The organism is Vibrio sp. 1-1(7), assembly GCF_013048485.1.
GTDB lineage: Bacteria > Pseudomonadota > Gammaproteobacteria > Enterobacterales > Vibrionaceae > Vibrio > Vibrio fujianensis.
Genome location: NZ_VHSP01000001.1, coordinates 112515 through 139405 on the forward strand (window position 1 = coordinate 112515; position 26891 = coordinate 139405).

At 44.2% G+C, this 26891-nt stretch carries 29 protein-coding genes; 18 read left to right on the forward strand and 11 right to left on the reverse strand.

Annotated features, from left to right (window positions below; translation table 11 throughout):
- Positions 1 to 53 precede the first annotated feature (53 nt).
- The 7 genes from hemA (at position 54) to ybaK (ending at position 5941) form a co-directional block, all read left to right on the forward strand.
- Positions 54 to 1313: a glutamyl-tRNA reductase gene (gene hemA / locus FKN05_RS00615; RefSeq protein WP_099611564.1), complete on the forward strand. Its 1260-nt coding sequence runs from the start codon at positions 54 to 56 to the stop codon at positions 1311 to 1313.
- A gap of 37 nt (positions 1314 to 1350) precedes the next feature.
- Complete coding sequence (gene prfA, locus FKN05_RS00620) at positions 1351 to 2439, forward strand: peptide chain release factor 1 (RefSeq protein ID WP_099611563.1); 1089 nt, start codon at positions 1351 to 1353, stop codon at positions 2437 to 2439.
- A gap of 3 nt (positions 2440 to 2442) precedes the next feature.
- Positions 2443 to 3285, forward strand: a complete 843-nt coding sequence (prmC, locus tag FKN05_RS00625) for a peptide chain release factor N(5)-glutamine methyltransferase (RefSeq protein WP_099611562.1) — start codon at positions 2443 to 2445, stop codon at positions 3283 to 3285.
- A gap of 16 nt (positions 3286 to 3301) precedes the next feature.
- On the forward strand, positions 3302 to 3685 hold the full coding sequence (locus FKN05_RS00630; RefSeq protein WP_099611561.1) for a SirB2 family protein: 384 nt from the start codon (positions 3302 to 3304) through the stop codon (positions 3683 to 3685).
- A gap of 21 nt (positions 3686 to 3706) precedes the next feature.
- Positions 3707 to 4516, forward strand: a complete 810-nt coding sequence (locus FKN05_RS00635) for a SirB1 family protein (RefSeq protein ID WP_099611560.1) — start codon at positions 3707 to 3709, stop codon at positions 4514 to 4516.
- Between the two features lie 20 nt (positions 4517 to 4536).
- Complete coding sequence (gene kdsA, locus FKN05_RS00640; RefSeq protein ID WP_161427188.1) at positions 4537 to 5388, forward strand: 3-deoxy-8-phosphooctulonate synthase; 852 nt, start codon at positions 4537 to 4539, stop codon at positions 5386 to 5388.
- A gap of 73 nt (positions 5389 to 5461) precedes the next feature.
- Positions 5462 to 5941, forward strand: coding sequence for a Cys-tRNA(Pro) deacylase (gene ybaK / locus FKN05_RS00645; RefSeq protein ID WP_099611558.1), 480 nt, complete (start codon positions 5462 to 5464; stop codon positions 5939 to 5941).
- A gap of 42 nt (positions 5942 to 5983) precedes the next feature.
- On the opposite strand, the gene FKN05_RS00650 is transcribed toward ybaK, so the two are convergent.
- The gene (locus FKN05_RS00650) at positions 5984 to 7231 is read right to left on the reverse strand and encodes a uracil-xanthine permease family protein (RefSeq protein ID WP_170886575.1); all 1248 of its coding nucleotides are present in this window, start codon (positions 7229 to 7231) and stop codon (positions 5984 to 5986) included.
- Positions 7232 to 7443: 212 nt separating this feature from the next.
- Here FKN05_RS00650 and FKN05_RS00655 point away from each other — a divergent pair, with 212 nt between their 5' ends.
- Entirely contained in the window at positions 7444 to 8583 is a 1140-nt protein-coding gene (locus FKN05_RS00655; RefSeq protein ID WP_099611556.1) for a DUF2066 domain-containing protein, read from the forward strand.
- Between the two features lie 167 nt (positions 8584 to 8750).
- Here the strand turns inward: FKN05_RS00655 and FKN05_RS00660 are convergent, their stop codons facing one another.
- The 4 genes from FKN05_RS00660 to bepA are packed head-to-tail and all read right to left on the reverse strand — an operon-like array spanning position 8751 to position 11614.
- Entirely contained in the window at positions 8751 to 9179 is a 429-nt protein-coding gene (locus tag FKN05_RS00660; protein WP_170886577.1) for a DUF2069 domain-containing protein, read from the reverse strand.
- Positions 9176 to 9745, reverse strand: a complete 570-nt coding sequence (wrbA, locus tag FKN05_RS00665; RefSeq protein WP_099611554.1) for an NAD(P)H:quinone oxidoreductase — start codon at positions 9743 to 9745, stop codon at positions 9176 to 9178. Before wrbA ends, FKN05_RS00660 begins: the two co-directional genes overlap by 4 nt.
- Positions 9742 to 10092, reverse strand: a complete 351-nt coding sequence (gene arsC / locus FKN05_RS00670) for an arsenate reductase (glutaredoxin) (protein ID WP_099611553.1) — start codon at positions 10090 to 10092, stop codon at positions 9742 to 9744. The genes wrbA and arsC overlap by 4 nt, the downstream gene beginning before the upstream one ends.
- Positions 10093 to 10141: 49 nt before the next feature.
- On the reverse strand, positions 10142 to 11614 hold the full coding sequence (gene bepA, locus FKN05_RS00675) for a beta-barrel assembly-enhancing protease (RefSeq protein ID WP_170886579.1): 1473 nt from the start codon (positions 11612 to 11614) through the stop codon (positions 10142 to 10144).
- Positions 11615 to 11881: 267 nt separating this feature from the next.
- On the opposite strand from bepA, the gene FKN05_RS00680 reads away from it, so the two are divergent.
- The 3 genes from FKN05_RS00680 (at position 11882) to FKN05_RS00690 (ending at position 15173) form a co-directional block, all read left to right on the forward strand.
- The gene (locus FKN05_RS00680; protein WP_099611551.1) at positions 11882 to 12121 is read left to right on the forward strand and encodes a sulfurtransferase TusA family protein; all 240 of its coding nucleotides are present in this window, start codon (positions 11882 to 11884) and stop codon (positions 12119 to 12121) included.
- Entirely contained in the window at positions 12114 to 13184 is a 1071-nt protein-coding gene (locus FKN05_RS00685) for an AI-2E family transporter (RefSeq protein ID WP_161439550.1), read from the forward strand. Before FKN05_RS00680 ends, FKN05_RS00685 begins: the two co-directional genes overlap by 8 nt.
- A gap of 117 nt (positions 13185 to 13301) precedes the next feature.
- Complete coding sequence (locus FKN05_RS00690) at positions 13302 to 15173, forward strand: methyl-accepting chemotaxis protein (RefSeq protein ID WP_170886581.1); 1872 nt, start codon at positions 13302 to 13304, stop codon at positions 15171 to 15173.
- A 128-nt stretch (positions 15174 to 15301) separates the two neighbouring features.
- Here the strand turns inward: FKN05_RS00690 and bcp are convergent, their stop codons facing one another.
- Both bcp and FKN05_RS00700 read right to left on the reverse strand, forming a co-directional pair.
- Positions 15302 to 15772 carry a thioredoxin-dependent thiol peroxidase gene (gene bcp / locus FKN05_RS00695; protein WP_170886582.1) on the reverse strand — a complete coding sequence of 157 codons (471 nt, stop codon included), beginning with the start codon at positions 15770 to 15772 and terminating at the stop codon, positions 15302 to 15304.
- Between the two features lie 16 nt (positions 15773 to 15788).
- Positions 15789 to 16331: a glycine cleavage system transcriptional repressor gene (locus tag FKN05_RS00700; RefSeq protein WP_099611547.1), complete on the reverse strand. Its 543-nt coding sequence runs from the start codon at positions 16329 to 16331 to the stop codon at positions 15789 to 15791.
- 282 nt (positions 16332 to 16613) lie between these two features.
- Between FKN05_RS00700 and dapA the strand changes: the two genes are divergently transcribed.
- Both dapA and bamC read left to right on the forward strand, forming a co-directional pair.
- Entirely contained in the window at positions 16614 to 17492 is an 879-nt protein-coding gene (gene dapA, locus FKN05_RS00705) for a 4-hydroxy-tetrahydrodipicolinate synthase (protein WP_099611546.1), read from the forward strand.
- Positions 17493 to 17544: 52 nt separating this feature from the next.
- The gene (gene bamC, locus FKN05_RS00710) at positions 17545 to 18567 is read left to right on the forward strand and encodes an outer membrane protein assembly factor BamC (RefSeq protein WP_099611545.1); all 1023 of its coding nucleotides are present in this window, start codon (positions 17545 to 17547) and stop codon (positions 18565 to 18567) included.
- Between the two features lie 44 nt (positions 18568 to 18611).
- Here the strand turns inward: bamC and FKN05_RS00715 are convergent, their stop codons facing one another.
- Genes FKN05_RS00715 through FKN05_RS00730 form a run of 4 tightly spaced genes read right to left on the reverse strand, consistent with a single transcriptional unit; the run spans position 18612 to position 21043 of the window.
- Positions 18612 to 18860 (reverse strand): DUF2897 family protein, encoded by a 249-nt coding sequence (locus FKN05_RS00715; RefSeq protein ID WP_099611544.1) that lies wholly within the window; start codon positions 18858 to 18860, stop codon positions 18612 to 18614.
- Position 18861: 1 nt separating this feature from the next.
- Positions 18862 to 19542 (reverse strand): M15 family metallopeptidase, encoded by a 681-nt coding sequence (locus FKN05_RS00720; protein WP_161427060.1) that lies wholly within the window; start codon positions 19540 to 19542, stop codon positions 18862 to 18864.
- Entirely contained in the window at positions 19542 to 20678 is a 1137-nt protein-coding gene (gene dapE / locus FKN05_RS00725) for a succinyl-diaminopimelate desuccinylase (RefSeq protein WP_170886584.1), read from the reverse strand. Before dapE ends, FKN05_RS00720 begins: the two co-directional genes overlap by 1 nt.
- Before the next feature lie 17 nt (positions 20679 to 20695).
- The gene (locus tag FKN05_RS00730) at positions 20696 to 21043 is read right to left on the reverse strand and encodes an ArsC family reductase (protein WP_161427057.1); all 348 of its coding nucleotides are present in this window, start codon (positions 21041 to 21043) and stop codon (positions 20696 to 20698) included.
- 327 nt (positions 21044 to 21370) lie between these two features.
- Between FKN05_RS00730 and FKN05_RS00735 the strand changes: the two genes are divergently transcribed.
- From FKN05_RS00735 to galM, 5 genes are all read left to right on the forward strand, one after another.
- A complete protein-coding gene (locus FKN05_RS00735) occupies positions 21371 to 21658 on the forward strand; it encodes a winged helix-turn-helix domain-containing protein (RefSeq protein WP_099611540.1) in 288 nt (95 codons plus the stop codon).
- Between the two features lie 368 nt (positions 21659 to 22026).
- Positions 22027 to 23046, forward strand: a complete 1020-nt coding sequence (galE, locus tag FKN05_RS00740; RefSeq protein WP_170886586.1) for a UDP-glucose 4-epimerase GalE — start codon at positions 22027 to 22029, stop codon at positions 23044 to 23046.
- A gap of 210 nt (positions 23047 to 23256) precedes the next feature.
- Positions 23257 to 24324, forward strand: a complete 1068-nt coding sequence (locus FKN05_RS00745) for a UDP-glucose--hexose-1-phosphate uridylyltransferase (RefSeq protein WP_170886588.1) — start codon at positions 23257 to 23259, stop codon at positions 24322 to 24324.
- Positions 24325 to 24616: 292 nt separating this feature from the next.
- Positions 24617 to 25777, forward strand: a complete 1161-nt coding sequence (galK, locus tag FKN05_RS00750; protein WP_170886590.1) for a galactokinase — start codon at positions 24617 to 24619, stop codon at positions 25775 to 25777.
- 9 nt (positions 25778 to 25786) lie between these two features.
- The gene (galM, locus tag FKN05_RS00755) at positions 25787 to 26851 is read left to right on the forward strand and encodes a galactose-1-epimerase (RefSeq protein WP_170886592.1); all 1065 of its coding nucleotides are present in this window, start codon (positions 25787 to 25789) and stop codon (positions 26849 to 26851) included.
- Positions 26852 to 26891 lie beyond the last annotated feature (40 nt).

Below are 26891 nucleotides of genomic sequence, written 5' to 3' on the forward strand. Positions count from 1 at the left end.
CATCAAGTAAAATTCGTCGCTTAATCCATTTCTTACCTGAGAATCCTCGATAGATGTCCTTGCTTGCTATTGGTATCAATCACAATACAGCTTCGGTTGAGTTACGAGAAAAAGTGGCTTTTGGACCCGATAAGCTGTCTGAAGCATTACGCGAGCTCTCGGATCATCCTTATGTAAACGGGAGCGTTATCCTGTCTACGTGTAACCGAACAGAGCTATATTGTGATGTGAAATCAGCCAGTAAGAATAAGTTGATTGAATGGTTAGCGCGATTTCATCAAGTTAATCCAGAGGAGTTAAAACCCAGCCTATACATTCACGAAGAGCAAGCGGCGATTCGCCATTTAATGCGCGTTTCGTGTGGGTTGGATTCACTCGTCTTGGGCGAGCCGCAAATTTTGGGGCAGGTCAAACAGGCGTATGCAGATGCCAAAGAAAACCATATGGTGGATTCGGCACTAGAAAAGCTATTCCAAAAAGCGTTTTCTGTTGCTAAGCGTGTACGTACAGAAACAGAAATAGGAGGTAATGCCGTTTCTGTGGCCTATGCCGCTTGTACTTTGGCAAAACATATTTTTGAATCGCTCGCTGATGCAACCGTGTTGTTAGTCGGTGCAGGGGAAACGATCGAGTTGGTTGCTAAGCACTTGGCTGGGCATCACTGTAAACGGATGATGGTCGCTAACCGAACCCTAGAGCGGGCAAACGTGTTAGCACAGCATTTTGATGCTGATGTGATTACGTTGAATGAAATTCCCGATTATTTAGCGCAGGCGGATATTGTGATTAGTTCAACAGCAAGTCCACTGCCCATTATCGGGAAAGGGATGGTTGAAAGTGCTCTTAAAGTACGTCGTCATCAGCCTATTTTATTGATTGATATTGCGGTTCCTCGTGATATTGAGTCTCAGGTTGGCGATTTGGATGATGCGTATCTTTATTCGGTCGATGATTTGCAGTCGATCGTCGATAGCAACCTACAACAGCGAAAAATTGAAGCGATTCAAGCTGAAGTGATTGTGAGTGAAGAAAGCGCTGATTTTATGAGTTGGTTGCGTTCCTTACAGGCGGTTGACAGTATTCGTGACTATCGTAAAGCGGCGAGTGAGATTCGAGAAGAGCTATTAAGCAAGAGTTTACAAGCGCTGGCGGCTGGTGGCGATGCTGAGAAATTGTTGATCGAACTCAGCAATAAGTTGACCAATAAATTGATTCATACGCCGACTCGAGCGCTGCAAATGGCTGCAGAGCAGGGTGAGCCTGCAAAACTTGCGATTATTAGGCAAAGTTTGGGTCTTGATGACCCACAATAAGTTATCATTCCTTACCTATTTTTATAAAGAAGACACTATGAAAGCATCGATTTTAGTTAAGCTTGAATCTCTGGTGGAGCGCTATGAAGAAGTGCAACACTTATTGGGTGATCCAACCGTAATCGGTGATCAAGATAAATTTCGTACCCTCTCGAAAGAGTACTCACAACTGGAAGAAATTACTCAATGTTTCCAAGCTTACCAGCAAGCCCAAGAGGATTTAGTGGCTGCCGAAGAGATGGCCAATGAAGACGATGCTGAAATGCGTGAAATGGCGCAAGAAGAAATCAAAGTTGCTAAAGCATCGATTGAACGTTTAAGTGACGAGCTACAAGTTCTGCTATTACCGAAAGATCCCAATGATGATCGCAACTGTTTCTTAGAAATTCGAGCCGGTGCAGGCGGCGATGAAGCGGGTATTTTTGCTGGTGATCTGTTCCGTATGTATAGCCGATTTGCCGAGAAGAAAGGATGGCGAATTGAAGTGATGTCGGCCAGTGAAGCGGAACATGGTGGCTATAAAGAGATGATTGCCAAAGTCAGTGGTGATGGTGCGTATGGTATTCTAAAATTTGAATCTGGTGGTCACCGTGTGCAACGGGTTCCGGCGACAGAATCTCAAGGCCGAGTGCATACGTCGGCGTGTACCGTCGCGGTGATGGCTGAAATCCCTGAAACAGAAATACCAGAAATTCGTTCGGTTGATCTAAAAATTGACACCTTCCGCTCATCGGGTGCCGGTGGTCAGCACGTCAACACGACTGATTCTGCTATTCGCATTACTCACTTGCCTACTGGTATTGTGGTGGAATGTCAGGATGAACGGTCGCAACATAAAAACAAAGCGAAAGCGATGTCGGTTTTGGCGGCTCGTATTGCTAAAGCCGAAGAAGAAAAGCGAGCGGCTGAAATTTCGGATACCCGACGTAACCTACTGGGATCAGGGGATCGCAGTGACCGTATTCGTACTTATAACTATCCGCAAGGACGAGTTTCGGATCACCGTATTAACTTAACCGTCTATCGCTTAAGTGAAGTCATGGAGGGCGATCTACAAGCCTTAGTGGATCCTGTGATACAAGAACATCAGGCGGATTTATTAGCCGCCTTGGCTGAGCAAAATTAACGGATGTCGATGAATATTGGGGCATTATTAGCCCTAGCCAAGACACGCTTAGCGGAGAGTGGCAGTGATTCGCCGTCGCTCGATGCTGCGGTATTGCTTTGCCATGTATTACAACAGCCTCGCTCTTACTTATTAACTTGGCCGGAGAAAATGCTCACATTCGAGCAACAATCTGAGTTCGATGCGCTTTTAACTCGACGCCTGAGCGGAGAGCCGGTCGCGTATATTATTGGTGAGCGAGAATTTTGGTCATTGCCGTTAAAAGTGGCTCCTTCAACGTTAATTCCTCGGCCAGACACCGAGCGTTTAGTCGAGTTAGCACTTGAAAAGTCGCAACAAATTGATGGGCAGATTCTTGACCTTGGTACTGGAACTGGAGCGATCGCGCTAGCATTGGCATCTGAATTACCTACACGTCAGATCATTGGTATTGATCTACAGCGTGAAGCGCAGCAATTGGCGATAGAAAATAGCCAACGTTTGCAAATAACCAATGTCACATTTTTACAGGGAAGTTGGTTTACTCCACTAGCAGGCGGTATAAAGTTTGCTTTGATCGTTTCCAACCCGCCTTATATTGAGACGGACGATCCCCATTTAGTCCAAGGCGATGTGCGTTTTGAACCGAAAAGCGCATTGGTTGCCGCAGATAATGGATTAGCCGATATTAAATACATCGCAAAAACCGCGAGAGATTATCTATTAGATGCCGGTTGGCTGCTATTTGAACACGGCTGTGAACAAGGTGCAGCGGTGCGGGCGATTCTCGGAGCGTTGGGCTATCAAGACATAACGACAGAGCAAGATTATGCGGGTAATGACCGAGTGACATTGGCTCGATTTTGATTTTTAAGAGGACAATATGTACGAAGGACTCAAACATCTCCATCTATTGACGATTGCACTCAGTGCTTTTTTATTGACGGTTCGTTATTTGCTCATGATGATGGACTCACCATGGTTGCAGCACAAATTTCTCAAGGTTTTCCCTCATGTTAATGACAGCTTGCTCCTGTTTAGCGGCATTTGGTTAATCGTGATCACGGGGTTTATCCCTTATACCTCGGCTGCGCCTTGGATGACCGATAAGTTAACCTGTGTCCTTGCGTATATTGCATTGGGCTTTTTTGCACTTAAATTTGGTCGAAATAAGTTATTGCGCACTTTTGCCTTTCTCGGAGCGATGGGATGGTTAGTGATGGCCGGTAAAGTGGCGATGAGTAAGGCTCCTATATTTTTTAGTTAATTTTATGGACTAGAGCAAGGTATGTTGAACCTATTTGATGAAGATTTTGATGCGATGGAGCTAGTCGAAGGTGCTCTCGCTTTAAATAAAGCCATCAATCCGGAGACGAAAGTGGAATGGGCTCTGGCTGAGTTACGAAGATTATTGCAACAGGCAAAGGAAGCGTTAGCCACTAACCTTGAACCGAAACAACGTTTTGCGGCGTTATTAACGCTGTTTTATCGTCAATGGGGCTTTTGTGGTGATAGGGACGCTTATTTTGATTCACGAAATGGTTTTATTGATAAGGTATTGGAGCGCCGCCAAGGCATTCCGGTAAGTTTAGGGGCTTTATTACTCTATTTTGCACGGCAGCTCGATTTTCCGGTACGTGGCATTACGTTTCCGACTCAGTTTTTACTGGAAGTCCGTTGGCCAGAAGAAGAGCCTTTGTATCTGAACCCTTTTTCAGGTGAGTATGTCTCTTTCCATGTTTTAAATGCTTGGTTGGTGGGGCATAAGGGGCCATTAGCTCAATTACAGCCGCAACATTTGACTCCCGCAGATCATCCAACAATTATTGGCCGTTGGTTAGCATTATTGAAAAGTGCACTGCTGCGAGAAGAGCGGTATACTCTAGCTCTGCGATGTACCAATTTAGCGTTAACGTTTGTGCCTGACGATCCGTATGAAATTCGAGATCGTGGCTTTATATATCAACAGTTGGATTGCCATCAGGTTGCACTCTCGGATTACCAATATTTTATTCAACATTGCCCTGAAGATCCGGCGGTTGAATTGTTAAAAAATCAAATGAATGCACTCACTTATCACCCAGTGACGTTGCATTAATCACACAAAGAGAAATAAATATGGAACAAAAAATTGTTCACATCGATGATATTCAAGTCGCTAACGATAAACCGTTTACACTCTTTGCCGGGATGAATGTATTAGAATCCCGCGATCTTGCTATGCAGATCTGTGAACACTATGTGAAAGTGACAGACAAGTTGGGTATTCCTTATGTCTTTAAAGCTTCATTTGACAAAGCGAATCGTAGTTCAGTGCATTCTTATCGTGGCCCTGGTTTAGAAGAAGGGATGCGTATCTTTCAGGAATTGAAAGAGACTTTTGGGGTGAAAGTGATCACCGATGTTCACACGGAAGCTCAAGCTCAGCCGGTTGCTGATGTGGTGGATGTTATTCAATTGCCTGCGTTTCTTGCTCGTCAAACTGATTTAGTCGAAGCCATGGCGAAAACTGGCGCAGTGATCAATGTGAAAAAACCTCAGTTTATGAGCCCAGGTCAAGTTGGCAATATCGTTGAGAAGTTTGCTGAATGTGGCAATGATAAGATTATTCTTTGTGAACGTGGTTCTTGCCATGGATACGATAACTTAGTGGTTGATATGCTGGGTTTCGGGGTTATGAAAACGGCCTCAAAAGGTAGCCCGATTATTTTTGATGTGACTCATTCACTACAAATGCGGGATCCATCAGGGGCCGCATCGGGAGGGCGTCGTGAGCAAACCGTCGAATTGGCTAAAGCCGGGCTTGCAACGGGTATTGCTGGGTTGTTTATTGAAGCGCATCCTAATCCAGATCAAGCCCGATGCGATGGCCCCTCTGCGCTACCACTTGATAAGTTAGAACCTTTCTTGGCGCAGATGAAACACTTAGATGATTTAATTAAAAGTTTTGCCCCCATCGATATTCGTTAACTAGTCGTTCGGTCACAACGAGTGAGGTCGCCTTGCTCGTTTTTTTATTTTTGGGTGTAAGGAGTGATGGGATATGACCCCTGCAATTAATTTGGCTAAGAAAAAGAAAGTGGCTCACACCATCCATCAATATGAGCATGATCCAAGCCACGCGAGTTATGGTTTAGAAGCCGCAGAAGCACTCGGGCAAGATCCTAACACGGTATTTAAAACGCTTCTTTTTTGTCTTAATGGGGAAGAAAAACATTTAGCGGTCGCGGTGATCCCCGTCGCGCAAAAATTAAATTTAAAGTTAGCGGCAAAAGCAGCCAAGGCAAAAAAAGCAGAAATGGCGAATCCTGAGGTAGCACAAAAAATAACCGGTTATGTGGTGGGGGGGATCAGTCCGTTAGGACAAAAAAAATTATTACCCACCTTTATTCATCACAGTGCGAAAAATTTGTCAACGATGTGTGTGAGTGCGGGTAAACGAGGATTAGAAATTGAATTAGCCCCTAATGATTTAGCGCTACTCACCAGAGGCAGTTTTGCCGACTTGTGCCAAGAATCCTAAAGCGATACAAGGCACAAATCGCAGTCATAAGAGCATTAATGGTTATTGATGCTCTTCGATTTGAGTGTTATCCACCACATGGTTTTCACCGAGATCATTCGGCAGAACTAAGTTTAAAATAATAGCGACAATACCGCATAAGCTGACGCCCTGTAGGCTGAAATCGCCGATGCCAAAAGCCATTCCTCCGATACCAAAAACCAATGTAACGGCAACAATTACTAAGTTACGTGATTTATGTAGATCGACTTGGTTTTTAATTAAGGTATTAAGACCAACCGTCGCAATCGAACCAAACAACAAAATCATAATTCCCCCCATGACAGGAATGGGAATTGTTTGTAGTAAAGCGCCCAATTTTCCAACCAGGGCTAAAATAATAGCGGTCACAGCAGCCCAAGTCATAATAACAGGATTAAATGCTTTGGTGAGCATCACTGCGCCAGTCACTTCACTGTACGTTGTGTTCGGTGGCGCTCCGATAAAACTGGCGGCCATGGTCGCAATTCCATCCCCAGCAATCGTGCGGTGTAGCCCCGGCTTTTTCAGATAATCTTTTCCAGTTACATTGGAAATGGCTAGCATATCCCCCACGTGCTCAACAGCTGGAGCGATGGCGACGGGGATCATAAATAAGATGGCATTGATATTAAATTCAGGGAAAGTGAAATTAGGCAAAGCAAACCATGCTGCTTGCTGAACGGGGGCAAAACTAACTACACCAAAATAAAGTGAAGTACTATAACCTGCGGCGATGCCAGCACAAATTGGAATAAGTTTGAAAAAACCACGAGCAAAAACGCTCATCCCGACCGTAACTAATAGAGAAATCGCTGAAATCCATAAAGCTGCTTGTGCCTCAACTAATTGTGCAGAGCCATCTCCTGTTCTTCCTAATGCCATATTGACGGCGGTTGGAGCAAGGCCTAAGCCAATAACCATAATCACAGGGCCAACGACAACCGGAGGCAGTAGTCTGTGTACAATCGCGACGCCTCGAACTTTGATAATCGCTCCTAGTAGGATATAGATTGTCCCGGCAGCCATTAAACCTCCCATGGTTGCCGCAATTCCCCATGCTTGAACACCGTACATGATAGGGGCAATAAAAGCGAAAGAAGAGGCGAGAAAGATAGGAACCGAGCGGCGGGTGATAAGTTGGAATAAAAGCGTACCGATACCGGCACCAAACAAGGCCACGTTAGGATCGAGCCCTGTCAATAATGGAACCAAAACCAGCGCGCCAAATGCAACAAATAACATCTGTGCGCCTTGAATGGCATTTTTCATCGTATTTCCCCTGATGCTGAACAAAATTCGCCGGATTCTATCACTTTTGCAAACGATTGCCATGGAAAGTAGATCAAGTTTTTATGATTTCACGATTTCGTACTGAGCCAGAAAAGTTGGAGAAAATTTGACAAGCATATAAGAAGGGTGCCTTGCTCGAAATAGGATAGTTGCTTATCATCAACGCTCATTCGTGAGGATATGGGAATACTATGCGCTACTTATTGGTGTTGATCATCGGATTAATGAGTTTCTCCGGGCTTGCTTCATCTAAACTCAATCTCTATCAAGCTGAGGTTGTGCTTGATGAGCAACAAAGCGATGCGGAAGCAAATGCGAGAATGAGAGGTTTGCAGGAAGTTATTATCCGAACCTCGGGTGATAAGCAATCCGTCAATAATGAGGTGATCGGAAAAGCATTACGACAAAGTGCACAATACCTAAATCAAATCAGTTATGGCCAGCAAGGTGTGAATAAAACCCTTAATATGACGTTTAGTGCGCCTCATATCCGTTCTTTGTTAACCCAGGCTCAATTACCATTTTGGCCGGAAACGCGAACCAACGTCTTGGTTTGGGTCGTGGAAGAATCGAATTATGATCGTTACATTAATTGGGAACACTCTGAAAGCTCATTGATGCAACAATTAAAAACAAGTGCCCAACTGCGCGGATTGCCCATTACTATTCCTGTTGGCGATTTTGATGATATTACAGGTATTCAAACTTCTGATTTATGGGGCGGCTTTACTCAGCCGATCAGCTTCGCTAGCCAACGTTATCCAACCGATGCGGTTTTAGTGGTACGAGTGCAAGGAACCAACCTGCGCTGGACGCTGTATGATCAACCAGCAGAACAAATGTTAACGGCACCGAAAACCCCATTGATTGGTCAAGCAAGTGGTGAACAAGCTATCAGCAGTTTGATTGATGAGGTTAGTGATTATTATGCTAAAAAAGGTGCGCTACTGGTTAGTAGTGAGTCTTCACAAAAATTATTGGTTGAATTTAAGCCCGTTAATCATGCCCGTGATTTTTTTACCTTAGAAGAGGCATTAAATCGTCTAAGTTCGGTTGCGTCGTTGGATGTCGTTAAAATTAAAGGAAATGAAGTTACGTTTAATGTCCATTTATTAGCCAGTCAGACAGAGTTTGAACAAGAAGTGCTAAGAATGAGGCAGGTAGCCACACGATCTGCGCCATTGATTGAAACTTCTTCTCTACAAGCTCACTCTGGCCTATCGACAACGGAGGCATCAGCATCAGAGACGTCAGAGGAAACAGCAAAAGTAGAGTCAGAAGCAACAGAACAACCCCACGAGATCACGCTGTATTTTTCTTGGCAAGAGTAAAAGATCGACTCTATCAGTTTTGATCATGACTAAACTTAACCCCAGTATTTTATCACTGGGGTTTTTTGTTTCGCTTGAATGATTAGTCACTCTGAATAGTTCGTCACTCTGAATAGTTAGTTATCTTGAATAGTTAGTTATCTTGAATAGTTAGTTACTTTGAATGGCTAGTCACGATTAAACTGCGCTTTTTCGGCGCGTTCAAGTTCAGAAAGTTTGGTTAATTTTAACCCCAGCTCTTTACCTCGTAGACGCGCATAAAGTGTGTTTCCGATAAAGGCACTGCTGGTGCAGAGTAATTCGATTGCCGCAAGCCAGCGTTCACCATTATCGACATACAAAAGAGTGAAACCATGTACAAAGTACAGCATGAGAACAAAATTTGCCCAAGCATGCGTATAAGGTTTTCCTTTGATAATCCCCGGTAATGGTAATAATAACGGTATCAGCCAGCCAATGGTGATAGCAACTGGCGAAATATGTGGATGTGGCGACCAGATTAACTGCCAAAGTGTTATCCAAATGATGAGCGAGAGTATGCCTCCCAATGCAAGCCAGCGCACAAAGCGAGTGTGGGGAGAGTAGGGGATGGTCATGATCTTTCCTTGAGCTGACTTGCAATACGTGCAAGTCGTTGTCCTAGTTTTCGAGCTAATTCACTTTCATCGTTTGTTAATGTTGCTGATGAAACATAACTGGCTCCGTAAGGAGTACCTCCAGATCGAGTGGTATGAAGTTTAGGCTCTGAGTAGGGAATGCCAACGATTAACATTCCGTGATGGAGCAAAGGAAACATCATACTGTGCAAGGTTGTTTCTTGTCCACCATGTAAGGTTGCGGAGCTGGTAAAAAGACAAGCCGGTTTATCGATCAAATCTCCATTGATCCATAAAGGTGTTGTTTGATCCCAAAAATGTTTTAAAGGAGCGGCCATATTGCCAAACCAAACCGGGCTGCCTAGCGCTAATCCGTCGCACTGTTGAAGTTCTTTGAGTTGAATGATGGGATCGCACGCCGGTGATTGGCTGTTATCTAGTGAAGCGACTGTGCGTAATAAGGCCTCACAGCCGGCGATAGACTCAATCCCTCTCGCTATCTGCCGAGCCAGAGCAAGGGTGCTACCATGCCGACTGTAATAGAGAACAATGATCTGTGTACTCATAAAATGTCAAGAACTTGCTCAGGAGGACGCCCGTGTCTTGCTTGACCATTGGCGACAACGATAGGGCGTTCTATCAGTTTTGGATGCTCGGCCATCGCCTGAAATAGTGCATCATCAGAGAGGCTTTGATCTGCCAGGTTGAGCGTTTGGTAGAGTGCTTCTTTGGTTCGCATCATGCAACGAACATTGGGTAAGTTGAGTTGAGCATACAGCTGTTTTAGCTCGGCGACATTGGGTGGAGTGTCTAAGTATTTAATAATCGTTGGTTTGATTTGTTGGGCTTCAAGCAAGACCAGCGTTTCTCTACTCTTCGAACATCTTGGGTTATGGTAAATGACAACAGACATAATATTTCCTTTAGGTGATTATGATAAGTCATAATAGCTAACATTGAGATTATTTCAGTGATAAAAATCGTTCTCTTTGTACCATGAGTTGATCGATTCTAGCGTCATAACGGGCCTGTTCTAAGCTTCCTAATGAAGCTAATTGACTGGCTTGAGTATAATATTGAATCGCTTTATTCCAATTGGCAGCTAGAGCAAGAAGCTCGGCGCGAGCAGCCAACTCTTCTGGTTCATTTCCTTGATGGTGACTTGCTTCGGCAAGCAAGTTCCAACCATTGCTGTCATTGGGGTTATCATGGGTGTAACGTTGTAATAATCGGGTGGCGTCGGCGTACTTTTCTCCTTTAATAAGCGCATTGGCATAATTAATGATTAAGACCCGATTATTTGGTTTTTGTTGCAGAGCTTGAGCAAGCTGTTGTTGTGCTTCCTTTGTCCGCGTCGTTTCGATAAGCAAATCGGTCATCGCATCAAGATAAAAATTATTATCGGGGCTGGTGATTAATAAGGCTTGCAGTAAAGGTTCGGCCTTTTTGTACTGTTTCGTGTCGAGATAAACCAATGCTCTGCCATAATCAAATGCGTCTTTGATGCTTTCTGGCGATTTTTTTTGGGTACGGGTAAACCAATCTAAAGCCGCATCACTGCTAATTCCTGCGTAGCGAGCAACAACTCGTGCACGAGCAAGATGATAATTGAGTGAAGGAGCGACAGGTACATTGGCATATTGCTGAGCCCTCGCTCGGCTATCAGTAATGCGATCTTCTGGTAGTGGGTGAGTGAGAAGCATTGGTGGTGGTGTACTCGCATAACGATATTCATCAGCGAGTCGACCAAAAAAACGTGGCATGGCTTGAACATCAAATCCAGCTTTCGCTAAGGTGGCAATACCAAAACGATCCGCTTCTTTCTCATTACTTCGGGTATAGTTGATTTGGCTTTGCATACTGCCTGCGGTTGTCGCGGTAATGGCTGCAATTCCAGCTTCTGGAGCGGCAATGGCCAGTAACAATGATCCGGCTAAGGCTGCCATGGTCGCAGGTGAACGGCGGGCTTGCTCTTCCATGCTGCGAGCTAAATGACGCTGTGTGACATGGGCTATTTCATGAGCCATGACAGATGCCAGCTCACTTTCTGACTGAGCATGAAGAAATAAGCCGGAATGCAGGGCAACATAGCCGCCAAAAAAAGCAAAGGCGTTAATATTGCGATCGCGAATCATAAAAAAAGTGAATGGAGTTTTAACATCGTCGGCATTGGCGACTAACCGATGACCAAGCGTATCGATATACTCATGAATGACAGGATCGTTGATAATGGGTTTACTGTTTCTGAGCATTCGCATATATGCATCACCATAAATCCGCTCTTGGTCAATGGTTAAGGTTGAACCGGCAACGGTGCCAATATCAGGTAATTCAATACTATTGACTTTAGTTACCTCTGCATAAGAAGCCGATGGGAAACTCAGTGTTGTCGCTAAGCAAAGGCTGATTAGTGAACGTGACCATTTTATTATCATAACTATGGGGAAAACTCCGAATTCATCTTTCACTAAGACATTACTCGTTTCGATAGGTTTCGTATCGGCACTATCAAAGTAAAAATAAACTGACCATGATAAGTCAATATAAGCTAATAGTGACTCAGAGAAAACGATGGCACCTAGAGTAAAAGCCGATACAATGTAGCATAGCCAAGTGACCTCAATACATGGAGTTACGTAAGATGTTTCGTTCGAGATACTGAGATGACTCGGATACGCCTATATTAAGGATTGAACTGAAGAATGGAACCCAAGATTCTTGATTTACGCCAACATCGATGCCCAATGACGTTATTACTTGCAAAGCGTCATACCCTGACGCTTGATTATGGTAAGCCAAGTCTCACCATTCTGATCCGCGATGCTAGCTCAGTTCGCGATATTCAATCCTATCTCCAGCAACAGGGCTTTATCTATCAATGCCAATCTGAGGCTGATTATTTCTTATTATATGTTTCAAAGGAGACCTTTCTCGATGTTTGAAATGCTGAACCGTTGGTATCAAAGACGCTTCTCCGACCCGCATGCCGTCAGTTTGGTCGCGATTCTTTTTTTTGGCTTTATCATTATTTATTTTTTCGGCCATTTAATCGCCCCTTTATTGGTAGCTATTGTTCTGGCTTATTTATTGGAATGGCCTGTTGTGCAATTGTGTCGATTGGGTATGCCTCGTTCAGCTTCAGTTGTATTGGTGGTGTTACTCTTTATTGGTTTAATGTTTTTAGCCCTATTTGGATTGGTTCCCACAATTTGGCAACAAGTGGTCAACTTAATTAATGATATACCCAATATGTATAATGGCCTTCAAGCGTTTATTGCTAGTTTACCTGAGCGTTATCCTGAATTGGCCAATTTACAGATTGTTGAATCTTTAATTAATAATGCGAAGAATCAAGCTCTGAGCATGGGAGAATCGATTGTTAAGGGGTCGCTGGCTTCGCTTGTCAGTATCGCGACCTTAGCGGTGTACCTTATTTTGGTGCCTATGTTGGTGTTTTTCCTACTTAAAGATAAACAAGAAATGCTGAATGTTGCCAGTGGGATTTTACCAAGAAACCGCAAACTGGCGACCAAAGTTTGGTTGGAAATGAACCAACAAATTTCAAATTATATCCGTGGTAAAGTGTTAGAAATTCTTATCGTTGGTGGTGTCAGTTATGTCACGTTCGCTATTTTAGAGTTACGCTATGCCGCTTTACTTGCCGTAGCTGTTGGCTTTTCTGTGTTAATTCCCTATATCGGCGCAGCTCTTGTCACTGTTCCGATTGCAATTGTTGGTTTATTTCAGTGGGGAATGACACCACAGTTTTACACTTTATTGATTGCTTATACCATCATCCAAGTACTCGATGGTAATGTATTGGTTCCAATTCTCTTCTCTGAAGCGGTCAATTTACACCCCATGTTTATTATTATTGCTGTGTTAGTTTTTGGCGGCTTGTGGGGGTTTTGGGGGGTGTTTTTTGCGATTCCATTAGCAACGTTAGTGAAAGCAGTATGGCATGCACTTCCCAGTAATGATGAAAATACCCTGTTAAGCGAATAATATGAGGAATAGAGCGTAATCATCAACTAAAGTAATTAAGGTGATCTCTTAAGTTTTCATTTGGCTTGGCGATATAGAAATCATAACAATAAAAATGGAATGGGAGTCGAGGGAAATATGAAATTTAGTCACAAAATTATAGCCGCTTCATCGGCGCTCTTGTTGGTTATTGTGGTGCTATTATCTTTGCAACAATTGGCGACGGTACGTGCTGAAGTTCAAACGCTAGTGCAAAATAGTTTAAAAGAGCAGGTATTGGGGGTTAAAAATACCGTTGCATCAGAAATGAGCAGTAAAAAAAACTTAGCTCAAGCGATGAGTGAAAGTCTGGAACTCGATCCTGTGAATCGGCAATACGTGCAGGATGTTTTAGAAAAACCGACCTTGAAAGGCAGCTTTTTATCGATCGGTTTAGGTTACGAAGCCGATGGTTCCATGATTGAAAATGATGACAACTGGAGCCCTGACAGCAGTTATGACCCTCGTCGACGCCCATGGTATATTGAAGCGAAAAATCAGCAATCACTGGTAGTGACCGCCCCTTATGTTGATGCTGCAACAAAAAATATGATTATCTCTATCGGTACGCCGATTCGCTCTCAGGGGCAATTTATCGGCTCGATGTATTATGATGTAGAGTTGACTAAGCTTGCTGCTCTCGTTAACAGTTCCAACCTATTTGATGCCGGATATCTATTTATTGTGACTGAAAGCGGAACCACTATTGCTCATCCAGATATCAATAATAATGGACAGCCGCTTTCGAGCTACCTTCCTCAAATTACCTTGCGTGACGGGATGCAACAGATTGAATTAGAAGGGCAGCTTCACCTTGCTTATTTTAGTAAGGTCGCTAATGAAAAATGGTATGTTGGCGCAATTATCGATGAATCGGTGGCTTTTTCGACGTTGGCGAAGCTGCGTAGTAATTCTATTATTTATACTTTAATTGGGGTGATATTAAGTGTAATTGGCTTAAGCATTCTGATTAAAGTGCTGATGCGCCCACTTGGGGTGTTGAATAACGCGATTCAGGATGTGGCATCCGGAGAAGGTGATTTAACCAAACGGTTAAATACCAATACCGATAAAGAGTTTGCTGAACTTGCACATGGGTTCAACACTTTTACCGAAATCTTGCAACAGCAGATTCAACAATCAAAAGCGATTGGCGAAGAAATTATGCGCGGAGCAGAGCAAACGATAGGGAGTGCTGAGGGGTCTTCTTCGGCAATGCGCTCTCAATTGCAAGAGCTAGAGCAATTAGCGACGGCAATGCATGAAATGTCAGTGACTGCAACCGAAGTTGCTAATAATGCTCAAAGTGCAGCATCGGCGACTAAAGAGGCAGATGAAGCCACGCAAGAAGGTTCATCGGTGGTGAGTGATACGACGGAATCTATTGATCGCTTATCGGCGCATATTGATATGGCGGTCGAAGAAGTGCGTGGCTTAGAGTCGGCAACGGCCAACATTGAAACGATTTTGAAAGTGATTAATGATATTGCTGATCAAACCAACTTGTTAGCATTAAATGCGGCGATTGAAGCCGCAAGAGCTGGAGAGTTTGGTCGAGGTTTTGCCGTGGTTGCTGATGAAGTCAGAACCCTTGCTCAACGCACGCAGCAATCAACAACTGAAATTCGTACGATGATCGAGCAATTACAAGTTGGCTCTAATTCGGTTTCTGTGGCGATGAATGAAAGTAAAACCACAGCTGAAGATGTGGTTGCTAAAGCCCAACTGGCTGATACAGCACTGCAACGGATTCGGCATTCGATTCAGCAGATCAGCGATATGAACTTGCAAATTGCCTCTGCTGCGGAACAACAAAGCCTTGTTGCCGAAGAGATCAATAATAACACCGTCAAAATTAAAGATCTTTCTCTTCAAGTTGCAGAATCTGCCGAGGAAGCCAATATTGCAATGCAAGTCCAAGCTGAAAATGTTCGTGAACAAAATGCAATTTTAAGTAAGTTTACCGTCTAGTTTGTGGTCTTATACTGCGAATCGGTAAGTTAAAACGTTATCGAAAAAAGCCATCCTAATTGATCGGATGGCTTTTTCTTAGCAGCAATAAAATGTATCTATCATAAGAGGAATAAAGGTGTTCCTGACTATGAATTTTGGGCAAGATAGTCTAAAACGACTTGGTGATGATCCTTGGTTTTAAATTTATCAAAGACCTGCTCAATGATCCCCTGTTCATTGATTAAAAAGCTGATACGGTGCAAGCCATCATAAGTTTTCCCCATGAACTTTTTCTCTCCCCATACTCCGAATTGTTCGGCAACTTGGTGATCTTCATCTGACAATAACGTGAAGTTGAGATTATCACGCGCGATGAACTTATTGAGTCGAGCCACAGGATCGATACTAACGCCTAACACAACAACATTATAGTGGTCTAATTCGGCTTTGCTGTCTCGCAACCCTTGAGCTTGTACTGTGCAGCCCGGTGTCATCGCTTTGGGATAAAAATATAAGAGCACTTTTTTATCGTTAAAGTCGCTAAGCGAAACCGTGTTGCCGTCTTGATCGGGCAGTGCAAAGGCGGGAGCGGAAGAGCCTGCTGTTAAAGTATTCATATTAATTCCTTTCCTTTTATTGGCTGTTTTTTATAAAATTTAATGCGCCTTGAACGTCTAAGTGCTGGCATAGGATTTGAAAATCTTCTTGTAATTGCATTAAATTACATTCGCTATTAACTTGAGCGGTGATCGCAATATGGAATTGATCCATTTCTGTGCCGAGTTTCGATTTATGAAGGGTTTGAGCACTGAGGGATGCAAGACCAATATGGCGTTCAGCAAAAAAATAAGTGAATTTTTCGGTTAGCCCTAGTTTGTCATCGGATTCGATATACACTTCAACGGTATAAGTGCTAGATTGCTGTTGATGGGGAGAAGTTCGTTTCATCATGGTAATCAAATCCTGTTGCTGACCCAACAGTGGCAGGGTGGTTTCAACCCGAGTAATACTATTTGCATTGCCAGAGACTAACATAATCAGCGTGAATTCATTTCCAAACAGCGCAATGCGGCTATCGACAATATTACAGCCAGCCTGTGTAACAAGCTGGACTACTTGATTACAGATTCCTGCTCGATCTGAGCCGATCGCGGTGATCACAAGATGTTGAGTCATAATGTCGCTTCATTTGATGTTTTCTTGTATGTTAACACAGTTATGAAATGATAGAGAAATCGTAATAAGCTAGGGTTTATTGACTCACGACTAAGCATAAAATTACGGGCGATTGACAAAGCCGGATGCTTGCTAGCGCTAAGCTTTAGCGAGGAGAGAGTTGGTCGGATCAAACATCTGATAAATATTCACCGATATGCGCCGTTTAAGCGGATTTCCCCCCTTGTCTTTTTTAAGTGCCATGCAGTACCATGCAAAAGTTATCAATCTAGGGAGATAGACATGTTTTCAGGAAGTATGGTTGCGTTAATAACCCCTTTTCATCAAGATGGTGAAGTTGACTATTCCAGTTTGCAAAAATTAGTAGATTATCATATCGCAGCCGGTACTGACGCGATCGTTTCGGTAGGGACCACCGGAGAGTCAGCAACACTCTCAGTTGAAGAGCATGTTAAGGTTGTAGAAAAAACCGTTGAATTTGCAGCAGGTCAAATTCCTGTGATCGCGGGAACTGGAGCCAATGCGACTCATGAATCGATCACCTTTAGCCGTTTATTACATAATACCGGAGTAAAAGGCTTTTTGAGTGTCACTCCTTATTATAATAAGCCGACTCAAGAAGGCCTATTTCAACACTATAAAGCCATTAGCCAAGAAACGGACACACCAATCATTTTGTATAATGTCCCGGGACGTACCGCTGTTGATTTACGCCCTGAAACGGTCGCTCGCCTTGCGGAACTAAAAAACATTGTTGCACTCAAAGATGCTACGGGTGATTTGAGCCGAGTTACACTCCATCGTGAATTATGTGGCAATGACTTTATTTTACTCAGTGGTGATGATGCTACCGGGCTTGAGTTTGTCAAATTAGGTGGGCAAGGGGTCATTTCTGTCACTAACAATATTGCAGCGGCGGATATGGCAAAAATGTTGAAACTGGCTTTGGCTGGAAAATTTGCAGAAGCAGAGATTATTAATCAACGTCTGATGCCTCTGCACAAAGGACTCTTTGTTGAATCGAGCCCGATTCCAGTAAAATGGGCTGCGCAACAATTAGGTTTAATCGCCGACGGTCATTTACGTTTACCACTAATTGAGCTTTCAGAGCAAGCTCGTCCTCTGGTAGCGAAAGCGATGACCGAAGCTTGTGTTTTATAAAAAATGATAACAATAGGGCTGAGCTTTTCGTTTCAGCCATGTAGGAGTTTCAATGAAGTTATCCCGCCAGCTGGTTATGGGTTCACTGGCTGTTTTGGTTTTAAGTGCCTGTTCAAGTAGTCCGGCGCAACGACGCCAAGCAAAAAATGATTTTACTTACTTAGACACAAAACCGATTACCCCTTGGGTTTTACCGGAAGATGCAACCCCACAGTATTATCCTCATTATGAGATTCCTGCTGGAGAGTTTGCAGGGCCTGTTGGACGGGAGGTTGATGTACGCCCTCCTCAACAAATCCTTGAGCTTATCCCTGGTGCTCGCGCAGAGCGACAAAAAAATGGTGAAGTGATCTTATGGATGATTCGCCAAGATGAGGTCGATACTATCTGGCAAACAGCCTTAAGCATGTTACAAGAGCGAGGCATAAAGGTTCTTCAGCAGAGTGATAACAAGCTAGAAACCGATTGGATCAATTGGAGCTCGCAAGATGAAGATGCTACGTTAGGAAGTCGTTACCAACTAACGCGAGTGGCTGCTAATAATCGGTATGGCTTTAAGATATCCCTGATTGATTGGCGTGAAAATGGTAAAGCGCTCCCTATTAGCGAGGTCAATAAAGAGCGTTATAATACCTTTATGACCAACTTAGTGACTAGCCGTTATGATCAACATCGACGTGAAGAAGCTGCTCGTCGAGCGCAGGAACTGGTGAAACAGATCCCGATAACTATGGGAGCGGATCGTAGTGGTTTCCCTGTCATCATCGCTCGAACACCTTATGATGTCTTATGGCAGCGCTTACCGAATTTGATGCCCGGTATGGGGTTTACCATTGAAGAACGTAACCAGTCGCAAGGAACGGTTAAAGCGAAATATGCCTCACCGAATGATGAATTCTGGAATCAAATAGGTGTGAAACCGATGAATTTAAAATCAGGCTCTTATACTTTCTTATTTGGTGATCTAGGTAATCGTACATCGATTAATGTCACTAACTCTGCAGGTAAGCCAGTTGAACAAGAACTGTTACAAGAAATGGTTCCAGTCTTGTCAGCTATAGTTCAGTCTGAATAATAAAATATTGACTTAATAAGATAAAGGGGACGCTTGTGCGTCCTTTATTTTTTTGAATTTATCGCTTTCTCTGGCGCGATTGTTTGATTTGTCGCTGTGGTAGGTTCTTCGGTCGTGTTTTGGTCAAGTAACTCGGAATGGAGTTTTTTATCCAGCTCATTGAGTTTATCTAAATCACTTTTTTCTTTTCGATGAAAGCGAATTTTTGAGAGGTATTTTAAAGCGACTAAATTGCCGATGATTACGCTCATCGCGATGATTGAAATTATCCAAGGGTTGAGTAAAACGTCCATATTAATTCGCCTTTGCGATATTAATGATGTAATGATTGTAGATCATCTCTAGGTTTTGCAGTACCGTTTCTTGCCCTTCAAACCTCTCGTTGATTAACTCTGCGTGAAGTGCCTCGAGTGTGAGTGAGGTTAAACAATATTCAGCCGTATGGCTATGGCTGATGTGCCAAGGTTCGAAAGCAACACCAGTATGCTGGCCTTGATAAGGGAAGAAAAACCCAAAATCGTTTAAATGAGCCTTTAACCAAGTATAAAAAGGGGCTTGATGGTCTTGTAAGTATTCCCACGGTTCCAAATGTAATAACCCATTTTCTGGTAATGCTCGTCTATCAAAAACATCAAAGTCGGTCCCCCAGTGGTGACGACTGGCTCCTGGTAAAGCTGACCAACGCAAAATTGCCAAGATCTTTTCTTTTTCAGAGTAAGTCGATATCGTTAAGGGGCGGTTATGATCATCTAAAACAGCCGATTTCCCGGTCATTTTTCGATCCCAAATGTTTTTCTGGCGAGCAAAGGAGCGAAAGCCGCTGGCAATATTGAGATCAAAGCCCGCTTGTTTGGCTGCCTGTTTTAAAGCCAGTAAATCGTGGCTGACTTGAGGGTGGACCCAAAAGGCTTTTTCTCCGATGATCACCGCGGTTAGGTGATCATCAACTTTGCCTGTTAATTGCTTTGGTAACATCATTGGACGAGTAGCTTCTCTAAAATTTTTTCATACATGTCGGTCAGCTTTTCTAAGTCAGCAATACTGACACACTCATTTACCTTATGAATGGTGGCATTGACCGGGCCAAGTTCAACGACCTGAGCTCCCATTTTGGCAATAAAGCGTCCATCAGAAGTACCGCCTGTTGTTAATAGTTGTGGTGCTTGGTGATTGACTTCAGTCACACCATCAATCACTGCTTCTAATAAGGCACCGGTATCGGTTAAAAAAGGATGACCGCTCAAGGTCCATTTTAATTGGTAATCTAACCCATGAGCATCAAGAATGGAGTGTACTCGCCGTTTGATCTCTTGGTCGGTTAACTCGGTGCTAAAACGAAAATTAAATTGAACATCAAAGTCTCCAGGAATCACGTTGGATGCTCCGGTACCTGCTTGAAGATTGGGAATTTGAAAACTGGTGGGAGGGAAATAACTGTTCCCGTCATCCCAAGTGGTTGTGGCTAATTCAGCCAAAGCAGGAAGAGCGTGGTGAACTGGATTATGGGCTAGGTGAGGGTAGGCAACATGTCCTTGGACCCCTTTAATTTTTAAATCGCCAGTAATAGAACCACGGCGACCATTTTTCACAACATCCCCGACTTTTAAGGTACTTGAGGGTTCACCAACAATGCACATATCAATCAGTTCATTACGAGCCATTAAGGTATCAACAACTCGGGTTGTACCATTAATAAAGGGGCCTTCTTCATCGGAAGTAATTAAGACACCGATGGAGCCTTTATGCGTTGGGTTCTGTGCTAGAAAACGCTCCAGCGCGACCAGCATGCAAGCTAATGAGCCTTTCATGTCTGCCGCGCCGCGTCCGTGCAAATAGCCATCAATGACGGTCGGTTCAAATGGTGGGGTATGCCACTCAAATAGTGGCCCAGCTGGAACGACGTCGGTGTGTCCAGCAAACACAAAAAGTGGTGCTTCCGTCCCTTTCCGAGCCCATAAATTAGTGGTGTCATCAAAGATCATTTCTTCAATGGTAAATCCCAATTTTTTTAACCTTTCGATCATCACTTGTTGGCACCCTGCATCATTGGGGGTGACGGATTCACGGCTAATTAAATTTTTTGCAAGTGCCAGTACTGGGCTGTCTGTCATCCTTGAAATCCTTGTATTTAAGAAAAAATTTCACTGTATTGCTGAGCATTAAAGCCAAGATAGAGCGTATCTTGCACACGTAAAATAGGCCGTTTGATCATCGCTGGCTGTTCAAGAAGAAGTGCCAAGGCACTGGCTTCATTTAGCTTCTCTTTTTGTTCTTGGCTTAGTTGGCGGTAAGTGGTTCCCCGTTTATTAATAACGTGTTCCCAACCTAACGACTGGAAAAACTCGCTTATTAATTCGAGAGTAATACCATTTTTTCGGTAATCATGAAATTGATATTCGATTGCCTGTGTTTCTAGCCACTTGCGTGCTTTTTTTATGGTGTCACAGTTCGGGATACCGTAAAGCGTGATGAGCATATGATTCCTTTGAAATTGATGGTGATTATTTTTATCGCACCTTGTTTGAGTAGAGAATCCTAACAGGAAGCGAGAAGAGTGACAAAATGAAAGCCGTAGATTTTGTTGTTTATTATATCTAGACGATACCCAAACAAGGTGCCATAACGCTGAATGAGTCAATCTATGATGATAGATAATCGAGAATGATCAATCTCGCTGCTCAAAGAGACAGAAAAGTACCAGAAAGTACTAGATAGAAGGTTCGATTAGCAAGTTCTTGATCTATCTCAACAAAATTACTGGTAAAACAGAAATAATGTGTCTTGCACTATTTAGGAGGTATCAATGGAACTGAGTCCTGTTTTTGCAAGGCGTTTATATTTGGCTTTATTGGTTGAAAGCCTTGAGCGGCCTAATGTCCCCAAGTTGATTGAAAAAACCGGATGGCCGCGTCGCACCATTCAGGATGTGATTAAAGCGATGCCCGGGATCGGGATTGAACTTAATTTTGTTCAAGATGGACGTCGTCATAATGATGGTTATTATCGATTATCCGATTGGGGGCCATTTGATAGCCAGTGGGTTGTCGAACGTAAACACGATATTGCCGCGAGCCTTGGCTTTCATGCTTAAGCGAGCGCGAGTTAATCAAACCATCCTTAATTAGACGATAATCATTTCGTCGTTAACGTGATGTATGATAAGTGAATCTATGATCAGTCAAAGCCAGCAGTGCTGGCTTTTTGCTTATCTGGACGTGATTTCCCTTTTTCTAATTTGTTTCTTCTCTTCTTTTTGAACGGCTTATTGTCGTGTAAACGTTTATCATTTTTCTAGCGAGTTTTTATTTTTTTCTGTCTTTATTAAATTAAATACCTTTATAATAGATTGTATCTTTAGTGTAAACGTTTCCACTTTGGGGCTTTTATCACAGAAAAACATCACTATCTGCTGATAGACTGCTTGTCATTGAAGCCAATTTGAAGAGTTAGGGGGGGCTTATGAGTGTTTTGATTACCGGAGGGCTGGGCTACATCGGAAGCCATACTTGTGTGCAGATGATTGAGGCGGGCCTTGAACCCATCATTATTGATAATTTATCTAACGCTAACGTGGAAGTGTTAAACCGAATTGAAGCGTTGACTGGCAAACAGCCTGCGTTCCACCAAGGTGACATCCGTGATGAAGTGTTTTTGGATACGGTATTTGCGCAACACGATATTCAAGCGGTGATCCACTTTGCGGGCTTAAAAGCGGTTGGCGAATCAGTGGCGAAACCACTTGAGTACTACGACAACAACGTCAATGGTTCATTGGTGTTGGCGCGCAGCATGCGTAAAGCGGGCGTGAAAAGCATTGTTTTTAGTTCATCGGCAACGGTTTATGGTGACCCAGAAATCGTGCCGATCACCGAAGATTCACCCACAGGCGCAACCACCAACCCATACGGACGCAGCAAATATATAGTGGAGCAGTGCTTAGGCGATCTGTTCCATGCTGAAAACGATTGGAGCATCACCTTACTGCGTTACTTCAACCCAGTTGGCGCGCATCCATCGGGCTGTATGGGGGAAGACCCACAAGGCATTCCCAATAACCTGATGCCATTTATCGCCCAAGTCGCTGTTGGTCGCCGAGAAAAACTCGCGGTATTTGGCAACGACTACCCAACACCAGACGGCACTGGCGTGCGTGATTATATCCACGTGATGGATTTGGCCGATGGCCATATTGCGGCTTTGAAATCGGTGGGGGAAACATCGGGTTTGCACATTTACAACTTAGGTACAGGTAAAGGCTCGAGCGTACTTGAGATGGTGGATGCGTTCGCGACCGCTTGCGGTAAACCAGTGCCTTACGAGTTATGCCCGCGTCGCCCGGGGGACATTGCCGAATGTTGGGCGAGCACGGAAAAAGCCGAGCGTGAACTAGGCTGGAAAGCAACACGCACGGTGGCTGAAATGACTGCCGATACCTGGAACTGGCAATCAAACAACCCTAATGGCTATTCCCCGGAGTAATTGCAGTTACCGCTTTGTGATATGAGCTTCTTATGGTTTTGGGAAGTTGATCCTCAAACTACTTGCAGTTTTAGATCGGTGTCAAATGAGTGAATCTCCATCAGCGTAGATAGACGATGTGATTGAGGTAAACCAATGTTGCTAACACCGCTGTTACTTCAAGTAGAAAGGGGATCGTTTAAAGAATTTTGAAGAGTTGAGTAAGTTAAGATGTCAAATGTTGAATTTAACCCAGTGGACCATCCACACCGCCGTTATAACCCTCTGACTGGGCAATGGATTTTGGTTTCCCCTCATCGCGCAAAACGCCCTTGGAGCGGCGCAGATGAAAAGCCTGCTCAGGATGAGCTACCAAGTTATGACGGTAAATGCTTTCTTTGTCCAACCAACGAACGTATCTCTGGTGATATCAATCCAGACTATCAAGGCACCTATGTGTTCAATAACGATTTTGCTGCGCTGATGGTGGACTCGCCAGATGCACCAGAATCAGACAATCCGCTATTTAAAACGCAAGGCGTACGTGGTTTGAGTCGCGTGATTTGCTTCTCGCCAGATCACAGCAAAACCTTACCGGAGCTGCCAGTGGATAAAATTCGTGGCGTGATTGATACATGGAATGAGCAAATTGAAGAGCTAGGCAAAGAGTACGTTTGGGTTCAGGCGTTCGAAAACAAAGGCGAAACCATGGGCTGTTCTCAGCCGCATCCACATGGTCAAATCTGGGCGAACAGCTTCTTACCCAATGAAATCGAGCGCAAAGAGCACAATCTAAAAGCGTACTACCAAGAACACGGCAGCAACTTGCTGGTGGATTACGTACAAGCGGAACTGAAAGACGGCTCACGGATCGTGGTGGAAACCGAACACTGGCTGGCGGTGGTGCCTTACTGGGCGGCATGGCCGTTCGAAACCATGTTGTTGCCGAAAACGCACATTCGTCGCATGAGCGAACTTAGCGATGAGCAACGAGACGATTTAGCGGTCGCGATTAAGAAGCTGACCAGCCGTTACGACAATTTATTCCAATGCTCTTTCCCTTACTCGATGGGCTGGCATTACGCGCCGTTTTTTGAACAAGGCACTGACATTGACCATTGGCAACTTCATGCACTTTTTTATCCGCCACTCCTGCGCAGTGCCACAGTTCGTAAGTTCATGGTGGGCTACGAAATGCTAGCAGAAAGCCAACGTGATCTCACCGCCGAGCAAGCGGCGCAGCGTCTGCGCGATGTGAGTGATGTCCATTACAAAGAATGCTATACCCTTCTTACTTGAAGCTGCAGCGGTATTGGCTGCATTCGTTCACCCCAATCACATAGCATATCTATGCTCATGGGGATGATGAGAGCCATCCGTGGCGCTCACCAAAGGCCAGGCCTACGGCTGTTCAAATTTGTTCCAGACAAGTTTGTCACTCATTTGCCGCCTACCTGCAACTTCAAGTTGTTTGGGTATAAGTCTTTAAATTGGACTGATTACGAATAACGGGATAGCGCGACTTTACCGATAGAAAATTAGGCTCAACGCGCTATCCGACATCAAATTACTATTTTAAGAGAATATCCTTATGTCTGAACTTATCCAAAATGTGAAAGCGTCATTTGAGCAAGTGTTGGGCTACGTGCCAAGCCATATTATCCAAGCGCCTGGTCGTGTGAACCTGATTGGTGAGCACACTGACTACAACGATGGTTTTGTGTTGCCATGTGCCATTAACTACCAAACCGTGGTTGCAGCCGCAAAGCGTGAAGACAATATCGTGCGGGTGGTCTCGGTCGATTACGGCAACGCAGTGGATGAATTCGATATCACGCAAGCCATTACCTTCCAGCCAGATAAAATGTGGGCGAACTACATTCGCGGCGTGGTGAAGTGCCTTCTTGCACGCGGTTACTCGTTCACAGGTGCAGATATTTCAGTCAGCGGCAACGTGCCTCAAGGCGCGGGTTTGAGCTCATCGGCGGCATTGGAAGTGGTGATCGGTCAAACGTTTAAAGTGCTGTTCAATCTTGAGATCAGCCAAGCGGAAATTGCCTTAAACGGTCAGCAAGCCGAGAACGAATTCGTCGGTTGTAACTGCGGCATTATGGATCAAATGATTTCAGCGCAAGGGCGTGAAAATCATGCGATGCTATTAGATTGCCGTAGTCTTGAAACCGAAGCGGTATCGATGCCGGAAGAGATGGCGGTGGTGATCATCAACTCAAACAAAAAACGTGGTCTGGTCGACAGTGAATACAATACGCGTCGTCAGCAATGTGAACAAGCGGCACGCATTTTCGGTGTGAAAGCGTTGCGTGATGTGACGATTGAGCAGTTCAACGAGAAAGTGGCTGAGCTGGATGAAATGGTGGCAAAACGTGCTCGTCACGTCATCACAGAAAACGATCGTACGGTGCAAGCGGCGCAAGCGCTACGAGCACACAACATGAAGCGTATGGGCGAGCTGATGGCCGAGTCTCACGCCTCAATGCGCGATGATTTCGAAATTACCGTAAAAGAGATCGATACGCTGGTGGAGATAGTCAAAGCGGTGATCGGAGAGCAAGGCGGCGTGCGCATGACAGGCGGTGGTTTTGGGGGATGTATTGTTGCCCTCGTTCCGCCAGCGCTAGTCGATGAAGTAAAAGCAACGGTTGAAGCAAAATATCAAGCAGCAACGGGCTTAACAGCGTCGATTTATGTGTGCCAAGCCAAAAATGGTGCCGGTTTAGTTGAAGTGCTGTAAGGACTGACGATGAAAATCTATTTTGAACAACTAGAACAAGCGATGGCGCAAATGCCGTCGTTTGATGGCCAAACTGCGAATCTGATTCATCTAACTAACGCAAATGGTATGACGGCGTCGTTTATGGATATCGGTGCGACGTGGTTGAGTTGCACATTACCGGTAAATGGTGAAAACCGTGAAGTGTTGTTGCGTTCACCAAATATGGTTGAACACATGAAGCAAGACGCTTACTTCGGTTCCATTGTTGGCCGCTTTGCTAACCGAATTGCGAAAGGGCAGTTTGAGATAGACGGAGAGAAGTACCAACTTGGTATTAATAACGGTGAAAACTCCTTACATGGTGGTTGGGATGGGTTTGATAAAAGACGTTGGACAGTGGTGAAGCAGCAAACACAACAAGTTGTGTTTGCGCTTCACTCTCCAGATGGCGACCAAGGCTACCCGGGTAATCTGGATGTTAAAGTGACTTATATGTTAACGAATGAGAACCAACTGGCTATCAACTATGAAGCTCATTCGGATAAGGCTTGCCCTGTTAATTTAACCAATCACGCTTATTTTAACTTAGCCGGAGAGGCGAGTAGTGCAAAAAGTTTGGATCATACTTTACAGCTTAACGCTGGGCATTATTTGCCAACAGATGCGGAGTTAATTCCTACTGGTGAACAAAAGCCAGTTTCGGGCACCAGTTTCGACTTTACCGAGCCCAAATTGATTGGCCAAGAATTTCTTGCAGAGCAAGATCAGAAAACTGCTGGTGGCTACGATCACGCCTTTGTATTCATGCCTGAAGTGACCGATGGGGTATCAGTCGCCGCAGTTTTAATTGCACCAAAAGAAGATGTGGTGATGAAGGTGAAAACCACCAAACCTGCCATCCAGTTCTATTCAGGTAATTTCTTAGCTGGTACGCCGGGTGCAAGTAAAACTTATGAACGCTACGATGGCCTAGCATTGGAAACACAATACTTTCCAGACGGGCCAAACCAACCACAATGGGGACTTAACCGTGGAATGTTGAGTGCTGAGGGGGGCTACCAGCATCAAACTACTTATCAGTTTGAATTTTAGCTTGGGAATTTGCGGCAGGCGTTGACGTGAAGTCTACAAA

Bases quoted from the DNA above. Each gene is read 5' to 3' on its own strand.
- hemA (WP_099611564.1), top strand. From the start codon at position 54: ATGTCCTTGCTTGCTATTGGTATCAATCACAATACAGCTTCGGTTGAG.
- prfA (WP_099611563.1), top strand. From the start codon at position 1,351: ATGAAAGCATCGATTTTAGTTAAGCTTGAATCTCTGGTGGAGCGCTAT.
- prmC (WP_099611562.1), top strand. From the start codon at position 2,443: ATGTCGATGAATATTGGGGCATTATTAGCCCTAGCCAAGACACGCTTA.
- FKN05_RS00630 (WP_099611561.1), top strand. From the start codon at position 3,302: ATGTACGAAGGACTCAAACATCTCCATCTATTGACGATTGCACTCAGT.
- FKN05_RS00635 (WP_099611560.1), top strand. From the start codon at position 3,707: ATGTTGAACCTATTTGATGAAGATTTTGATGCGATGGAGCTAGTCGAA.
- kdsA (WP_161427188.1), top strand. From the start codon at position 4,537: ATGGAACAAAAAATTGTTCACATCGATGATATTCAAGTCGCTAACGAT.
- ybaK (WP_099611558.1), top strand. From the start codon at position 5,462: ATGACCCCTGCAATTAATTTGGCTAAGAAAAAGAAAGTGGCTCACACC.
- FKN05_RS00650 (WP_170886575.1), bottom strand. From the start codon at position 7,231: ATGAAAAATGCCATTCAAGGCGCACAGATGTTATTTGTTGCATTTGGC.
- FKN05_RS00655 (WP_099611556.1), top strand. From the start codon at position 7,444: ATGCGCTACTTATTGGTGTTGATCATCGGATTAATGAGTTTCTCCGGG.
- FKN05_RS00660 (WP_170886577.1), bottom strand. From the start codon at position 9,179: ATGACCATCCCCTACTCTCCCCACACTCGCTTTGTGCGCTGGCTTGCA.
- wrbA (WP_099611554.1), bottom strand. From the start codon at position 9,745: ATGAGTACACAGATCATTGTTCTCTATTACAGTCGGCATGGTAGCACC.
- arsC (WP_099611553.1), bottom strand. From the start codon at position 10,092: ATGTCTGTTGTCATTTACCATAACCCAAGATGTTCGAAGAGTAGAGAA.
- bepA (WP_170886579.1), bottom strand. From the start codon at position 11,614: ATGATAATAAAATGGTCACGTTCACTAATCAGCCTTTGCTTAGCGACA.
- FKN05_RS00680 (WP_099611551.1), top strand. From the start codon at position 11,882: ATGGAACCCAAGATTCTTGATTTACGCCAACATCGATGCCCAATGACG.
- FKN05_RS00685 (WP_161439550.1), top strand. From the start codon at position 12,114: ATGTTTGAAATGCTGAACCGTTGGTATCAAAGACGCTTCTCCGACCCG.
- FKN05_RS00690 (WP_170886581.1), top strand. From the start codon at position 13,302: ATGAAATTTAGTCACAAAATTATAGCCGCTTCATCGGCGCTCTTGTTG.
- bcp (WP_170886582.1), bottom strand. From the start codon at position 15,772: ATGAATACTTTAACAGCAGGCTCTTCCGCTCCCGCCTTTGCACTGCCC.
- FKN05_RS00700 (WP_099611547.1), bottom strand. From the start codon at position 16,331: ATGACTCAACATCTTGTGATCACCGCGATCGGCTCAGATCGAGCAGGA.
- dapA (WP_099611546.1), top strand. From the start codon at position 16,614: ATGTTTTCAGGAAGTATGGTTGCGTTAATAACCCCTTTTCATCAAGAT.
- bamC (WP_099611545.1), top strand. From the start codon at position 17,545: ATGAAGTTATCCCGCCAGCTGGTTATGGGTTCACTGGCTGTTTTGGTT.
- FKN05_RS00715 (WP_099611544.1), bottom strand. From the start codon at position 18,860: ATGGACGTTTTACTCAACCCTTGGATAATTTCAATCATCGCGATGAGC.
- FKN05_RS00720 (WP_161427060.1), bottom strand. From the start codon at position 19,542: ATGTTACCAAAGCAATTAACAGGCAAAGTTGATGATCACCTAACCGCG.
- dapE (WP_170886584.1), bottom strand. From the start codon at position 20,678: ATGACAGACAGCCCAGTACTGGCACTTGCAAAAAATTTAATTAGCCGT.
- FKN05_RS00730 (WP_161427057.1), bottom strand. From the start codon at position 21,043: ATGCTCATCACGCTTTACGGTATCCCGAACTGTGACACCATAAAAAAA.
- FKN05_RS00735 (WP_099611540.1), top strand. From the start codon at position 21,371: ATGGAACTGAGTCCTGTTTTTGCAAGGCGTTTATATTTGGCTTTATTG.
- galE (WP_170886586.1), top strand. From the start codon at position 22,027: ATGAGTGTTTTGATTACCGGAGGGCTGGGCTACATCGGAAGCCATACT.
- FKN05_RS00745 (WP_170886588.1), top strand. From the start codon at position 23,257: ATGTCAAATGTTGAATTTAACCCAGTGGACCATCCACACCGCCGTTAT.
- galK (WP_170886590.1), top strand. From the start codon at position 24,617: ATGTCTGAACTTATCCAAAATGTGAAAGCGTCATTTGAGCAAGTGTTG.
- galM (WP_170886592.1), top strand. From the start codon at position 25,787: ATGAAAATCTATTTTGAACAACTAGAACAAGCGATGGCGCAAATGCCG.